The organism is Metamycoplasma orale ATCC 23714 (assembly GCF_000420105.1).
In the GTDB taxonomy this organism is placed as follows: domain Bacteria; phylum Bacillota_I; class Bacilli_A; order Mycoplasmatales; family Metamycoplasmataceae; genus Metamycoplasma; species Metamycoplasma orale.
Map to the genome: position 1 here is coordinate 1 of NZ_ATUH01000018.1, position 6,372 is coordinate 6,372.

A 6,372-nucleotide genomic window follows, 5' to 3' on the forward strand; every position below is an offset into this window, starting at 1 on the left:
TTTCATACAAGTCAAATACTTGTAGTCACTCATTAATTTTTAATTGTCTACCCATAATTATCTCCTTTACTTAAAATGAAAAAAAAGGACTCAATTTTTTTTAATTTGAGTCCAATTTTTTTGTCCTAGTTTATTTAATAGTTGTGTATTTTTTATATTTATAATTTCTAAAAAACATAAAATAAATTGATATTTAATAAGTATTTCAATCAATTTTTTTCTTATTTAATGAGTCTAATTTATCGTTTACTTTTAAAAATATTTTTGAATTTTCAAAACCTTTTTTATATGAAAAAGGTGAAGGATGCGAAGTTTTTAAAATGATATGTTTTTGTATGTTTGCTAAAGAAGAAGCGAAATTAAAGGCTTTAACGCCAAAACAAAGGTATATAATATTTTCATATGTATTATTTAAAGTATTTAAAAGTTCAGAAACAAATCTTTCTCAGCCTATATTTTTATGTGATAATGGTTTGCCTTCTTCAACTGTTAAAATTGTGTTTGCAAGCAAAATGCCTTGGTTCTTTCATGAGCTTAAATTGTTTGACAAAAATTTTGAATCAGGGTAACAATTTTTTATTTCCTTAAAAATATTTTTTAATGATGCAGCGTTTTTAAATTATTTTTTTGTGTAGAAAATGCAAGACCATCAGCAACATTTTTTGTATGATATGGGTCTTGACCTAAAATCACAATTTTTAAATTATCATAATCAAAATTTTCAAAAGCATTAAAAAGTAATTCTTTGGTTGGGAAAATATGTTTATCTTTATTATTAATAACTTTTAATATCTTTTGAAAATATGGTTTATTTTTTTCATCATTTAAAAAATTTAAAAAATTAAATTTCATGTTTAACTTTTTTCTTTCCTTCTCATTGGTATTCAATTAAATACAATTTTCCATCAATAAAATTTAAATTAAGGGGACTAGACACTTTTTTAGTAGTAGCTCTATATACCTTTAACCTTTTATTATTTATTATAATAAAAGCTCCAGGTTGATCATTAAACGCTTTAATTTTAGCAAGTGCTTTTTCCTTTGATTCAGTTGTAAAAAATTCCGCTTCGTCATTATTAATTTTTGGAGCTAAGGTAACTTTTGCTTCATCTTGAACTTTTGGGTTTATTTGATTTTCATACATTTTTTTAATTCAAGTCGCTAAATTATTTTCAAGTAATCTTAACATTTTTTCATATATTTCTAAAGCTGTATCATTTTCTTCAATTTCAAATTTTTCTTGGAAAATAATATCGCCTGCGTCCATTTTATTTGTCATATAAATCAATGAAACACCAGTTTCTTTATCATTATTCAAAAGAGAATATTGGATTGGAGCAGCACCACGATATTTTTCAAGCAAACTACCATGAATATTAATTGCAGCTTTTTTAGGCAATTCTAAAATTTTGTTAGGAATAAATTGGCCAAAAGCACAAGTTATAAAAAAATCAAAATTTAAGTTTTTTAATTCTTCATATATTTCATTAATTTTAGTTGGTTGGAATAATTTAATGTTATATTTTTTAGCTAGTGATGCTACATTAGTGGGAATTACATTTTTATTCCTATCTAATAAATTATTAGGCTGACTAATCAATGCAACAATTTTAAAGTCATTATTATTTATTAATAATTCAAATACATTAGCAGAAAACTTTGCTGTTCCTGCTAAAACTAATTTTATTTTTTGATTTTTCATAACTATTATTATAGTTATTTTTAACTATAAATATAATAAGTTTAATTAATTTATTTAAAAACAAAAGAAATCTATATAATTTACATGCTATGAAATTAACATTAAATATTTTAGGAATTTTGGGAGCGATTACTACAATTGGCTTAGGAATTCCTCAATTAATTCAACAATTAAAAACAAAGAAAACAGGAAAAGTAAATTTTGCTTCTTTTTGAATTTTTTATGTTGGTATTACATTATGAGTAATATATGGGGTTTTTGCAGGACCACATTATTGACAAGTTTTTGTTGCTAACTTCACTTGTTCATTAATTTATTCGGCAACAATGTATTACCTATATTATTATCGTGAAGATAAAACTAAAGCATTAATGCTAAAAGTTGGTATGGGAATTTTGGTTATGACTTTAATTTCCTTAGGATTATTAATTATGTTTGCTTTAAATATGCAACAATATATAAAAGAAGGATATCCTGATACAAAAACTGATTATATAATTCCTATTTTAACTGAAAGAGATAGAGCCATAGCTGCAATTATTGCGCCATCATTTACAACTTTAGCCTTTTTACCACAACTTATTACAAGTTTAAAGAAAAAAGATTTTCATGGACTTTCTCCTTGAATGCCATTTCTATTTACAATCAACAACTTATTATGAATAACATACTTTATTTTGATGCCTATTTATAAGAGTCATTATGCTAATCCGACAATACAAATTCATAAAGCATGGATTGAGGTTGCCCCTGCGCTTATTTGGCAAGTGGTTTCACTTACAGTATATATTCTTCAATTTTCAATGATCTTTTCATTTAATCAAAAACAAAAAAATTGTCAACACAAAATTGAAGATGAAGTAAAATCCGCTTAATTATTATTCATTACTAAACAAACTAATCAAAAAGCATATTTGCAACTTTTAGATAAGTACGTAATAAATTAGATTTGCCTAATTTAGTACCACCAAAATATCTAATAACAAATATTGCTTTATTAGTTTGTTTTTTTATTTTGAGTAGATTTACTATTGGTAGCCCTGCCGAGCCTTGAGGCTCTTTATCATCATTATAACCAAAAGTATTTTGATCTAAAATATAACCATAAACTACATGCTTAGCTTTTTTATGTTCTTCTTTTAAAGATATATGTATCTTTTTAACATCATCAATATTATTGATATCATATATAACACTAATAAATTTAGATTTTTTGATTATAAGTTCTTTCATATTTATTAATTATATATTATGATACAATTTAATTCATGATTAAAATTATTGCTAATTATTCAGATAGAATAGATAAATACATTGCAAACAATGTTCCCGAAATTTCAAGAAATGATATTCAAGAACTAATTAAACAAGGTATGGTTTTAGTTGAAGGAACTAGAATTAATAAAACCAAATTTATTGTTGCAGAAGGTAAAGAAATTACAATTTTAAAAGTTTTAGAAAAAAAATTAACTGATGTAAAAGAACAAAATCTTAAATTAGATATAGTTTTTGAAAATGATGATTATTTAATAATTAATAAACCTTCAGGTTTAGTCGTACACCCAGCTCCTGGACATTATGATCAAACTTTAGTTAATGGTCTTTTATATCATTTTAAAAACAATTTATCAGATGTTAACGGGCTTTTAAGATTGGGTATAGTTCATAGAATTGATAAAGATACTAGTGGGCTTTTAATAATTGCAAAAAATAATGCTACGCATAATTATTTAGCTTCATTGCTTAAAGATCACAAAATCGAAAGAATATATTATGCAATTTGCGATGGAAAATTAGAAGATAAAATTATTAACATAGACTTGCCTATTGGTCGCGATAAGAAAAACCGTCAAAAGTTTTGTGTTACAAATGAAAATGCAAAAGAAGCATATACTACAGTTTATCCTATTAAATATTTAGTAATTGATGGAAAAGAAAAAACATTAGTCAAATGTAAATTAAAAACTGGGCGTACTCATCAAGTTAGAGTACATTTAGCATATATTGGACATCCAATTTATGGAGATCCTATATATAATAAAAAAATTGATGATTTTAATCAAAGACTACATGCTAAAGAGCTTATTTTTATTGATAATAAAGGAAAAGAACAACATTTTGAAGTTGATTTTCCTGATATCTTTAAAAAAGAAATTAATTAAACTATTTTTAGTTTAAAATTATATTAAATTAATAATTGTGTAGGAGGAAAAAATGAATCCATTTAACAATAACGATTTTTTAAATAACAAACCTGAATTTAATAGTACCAAAGATTTTTATGAACAAAAGCATAAAAGTTTCTTTCCTGCATTTTTAACATTATTCTTAATATTTCCAATAATGTTTATTTTGCAAGGCGTAGGTATATTACATATGATTATTAAAAAAGATTCATATTTAGAAATTTTTAAACAAGCTACAAATGATCCGAGTGCTAATTTAGAAACTAGATGAAGAACAAATATCATTGTAGCAACCCTCACTATTGCTTTTCTATTAGCAATTAGTATTTGATATTTAGTTAGTTGAATAAAATGTATTAAAAATAAAGATTATTCTTTATTTTCTCAAGCTTTAATAATCATAATTATTCCAATTATGTTTCTTAATATAATTCTTTCTATTATATTTAGTTGAAGAGAATTTTTCTTGATATATCAAAATAACTTCTTTAATTTATTTATTTTCTTTAGATTAGTTAGTGCCATTATATTTATTGTTGTTTATATGGCATGCATTAAAAAAATACGTATAGCTATTTTTGAGTCAAATAGAATTAAAAGATTTATTGCTTTACAACAAAATGGTGAAGGTGCTCCTATATTTACTGATTTTACTAAAGATAAAGACTTTTCATATGATGATAAAAATAAAGATGAAAATCTAAAAGATGTTGGCAATGGTATCTTTGTTATGTCACTTGAAAACAGCGAAAATCAAACTAATAATTATGATTATTATGTAAGCACTCTAAAAACTTTAGACCGTCAAAAATTAATTGCCATGGCTCAAAGACTTAATATATTTAGTGCTGATTCATTATCTACTGAACAACTTATAGATAAAATAGCACTTGTCTTTGTTGATGAAAATAAAACTCAAAATACTTCAGTTAAAAAAGACTCAACAAATAAAGATGACAAAAAAGATAATGGAACAATAAATTAAAGGAGGCAAAAGATGATTAATAACGAAACTTCAAGTAAAGCAACTAAAAATATAGTTAGTCCGACATATTTAATTTTATTATCTGTTTTAATTTTATTAGCCTTATTTTTATTAGTTAAATTTATTACTAACTATATAAGAAGCATTAAAAAAACTCAAAAAATATTAGGTAATGAATTAGTTATTCCTTATGTTCAAGGTTTTAAAATTGCAAGCACGACTTTTTTCAATATTATTTTAGTTAACATATTATTTATAGTTCTTATTGTTTTTAGTTCAGTTATGTTTAAAAATGCATATGTTCAATATAAATTAGGAAATGAATATTCTATATTTTATTTAGCAGCAATTATTGTTACTTCATTATTATTTTTAACCTTAAACTTAAGTATTTTTATAGTTAAAGCTATTATGTTTAATATTCCACAATATAAAGGTGCTAAAAAATTAGAAGAAGAATTACATAGTTTAAAAGTTTCAAAAGATTCTAGCGAATTTGTAAAATTGCCTAATTCTTTTGAACTAAATGATGAAAAAATGGCTAATGGTATTTTAACCCATAGAGTTACTTCAAAAATGATATTCTTATATAACAATTTAGAATTACCTCGTAAGAATCAAAAAGTCTTTAATCTTAAGAAAACATATTTAGTTTACTTAGATTTAATATTTAAAGTAAAACTATTCGAAGAATTTTATTCAAAAATTACTGCTGATGAAGCAGAAAGAGAAGCACAATTTATTAATAGTGCCGAAAATATTTCTAGAGAAAATGAAGATAAATTAACTGCTACTGAAAAAGAAATTATTTGAATGGACAACGCGGATAAAAAAGCTGATATATTTAGTGAATCTAAAAAATATGAAGAAAAAGTTGGAAAAGAAGAATTTAACAAGAAATATCTTGAATATTTAAATACAGTTCGTTCTCAAGATAAAAATTATTCTACAATTCAAAAAAATTCTTGACTAACATATCGTGATAATGATTTTGAAGATTTATTTTATAATCCAAAAGCCATGATTAGTTATTATGTAAATGGCGAATTAAAAGAAAAAACATTATTTGAATTTATTGAAGAATATAAAAAATATTTGATAACTAAATTTTATTCAATTATTAAATAAGAATCCCAAATATATTTTTATTTTTAAAATAGTCTATCAAAATAAACCAGGACAAAAATTTTGGACTAAATTGTAAAACTTTTGTTCTTGTAAACATCCCATAATTCTTGGGGTGTTTTTAAATTAAATTTTTTCAAAAATCTTTCATTATTATACCAATCTATAAATTCTTTTATTTTATTTTTCAATTCAATAAAAGTAAGTGTTTTAACAGTTTGATAGAAGTTCGGAAAAATTTCAGTTTTTAATATAGAAAAGAAATATTCAATTTCTCGATTATCCAATGAATTTCCTATTCTTGACATTGATATAATGCCATTAATAGAATTAATAAAACTTACAAATTCTTGAGAAGAATATTGAATGCCGTG

9 protein-coding genes are annotated in these 6,372 nt (G+C 23.5%); 4 read left to right on the forward strand and 5 right to left on the reverse strand.

The window, feature by feature from the left end:
* Positions 1–193: 193 nt before the first annotated feature.
* Genes F795_RS06960 through fmt form a run of 3 tightly spaced genes read right to left on the reverse strand, consistent with a single transcriptional unit; the run spans position 194 to position 1,702 of the window.
* Positions 194–550: a uracil-DNA glycosylase gene (locus F795_RS06960; RefSeq protein ID WP_232017761.1), complete on the reverse strand. Its 357-nt coding sequence runs from the start codon at positions 548–550 to the stop codon at positions 194–196.
* A gap of 47 nt (positions 551–597) precedes the next feature.
* Positions 598–852 carry a uracil-DNA glycosylase family protein gene (locus F795_RS05955; RefSeq protein WP_232017760.1) on the reverse strand — a complete coding sequence of 85 codons (255 nt, stop codon included), beginning with the start codon at positions 850–852 and terminating at the stop codon, positions 598–600.
* On the reverse strand, positions 842–1,702 hold the full coding sequence (fmt, locus tag F795_RS0103210; protein WP_022936277.1) for a methionyl-tRNA formyltransferase: 861 nt from the start codon (positions 1,700–1,702) through the stop codon (positions 842–844). Before fmt ends, F795_RS05955 begins: the two co-directional genes overlap by 11 nt.
* Positions 1,703–1,791: 89 nt before the next feature.
* On the opposite strand from fmt, the gene F795_RS0103215 reads away from it, so the two are divergent.
* Complete coding sequence (locus F795_RS0103215; protein WP_022936278.1) at positions 1,792–2,577, forward strand: PQ-loop domain-containing transporter; 786 nt, start codon at positions 1,792–1,794, stop codon at positions 2,575–2,577.
* Positions 2,578–2,599: 22 nt separating this feature from the next.
* Here the strand turns inward: F795_RS0103215 and F795_RS0103220 are convergent, their stop codons facing one another.
* Positions 2,600–2,935 carry a YigZ family protein gene (locus tag F795_RS0103220; protein ID WP_022936279.1) on the reverse strand — a complete coding sequence of 112 codons (336 nt, stop codon included), beginning with the start codon at positions 2,933–2,935 and terminating at the stop codon, positions 2,600–2,602.
* A gap of 35 nt (positions 2,936–2,970) precedes the next feature.
* Here F795_RS0103220 and F795_RS0103225 point away from each other — a divergent pair, with 35 nt between their 5' ends.
* The 3 genes from F795_RS0103225 to F795_RS0103235 are packed head-to-tail and all read left to right on the forward strand — an operon-like array spanning position 2,971 to position 6,001.
* On the forward strand, positions 2,971–3,864 hold the full coding sequence (locus F795_RS0103225) for an RluA family pseudouridine synthase (RefSeq protein WP_022936280.1): 894 nt from the start codon (positions 2,971–2,973) through the stop codon (positions 3,862–3,864).
* 52 nt (positions 3,865–3,916) lie between these two features.
* Entirely contained in the window at positions 3,917–4,873 is a 957-nt protein-coding gene (locus F795_RS06965) for a hypothetical protein (protein WP_022936281.1), read from the forward strand.
* A 12-nt stretch (positions 4,874–4,885) separates the two neighbouring features.
* On the forward strand, positions 4,886–6,001 hold the full coding sequence (locus F795_RS0103235) for a hypothetical protein (protein WP_022936282.1): 1,116 nt from the start codon (positions 4,886–4,888) through the stop codon (positions 5,999–6,001).
* 65 nt (positions 6,002–6,066) lie between these two features.
* Here the strand turns inward: F795_RS0103235 and F795_RS0103240 are convergent.
* On the reverse strand, positions 6,067–6,372 hold a 306-nt coding region (locus F795_RS0103240; protein ID WP_022936283.1), incomplete at its 5' end, for an IS3 family transposase.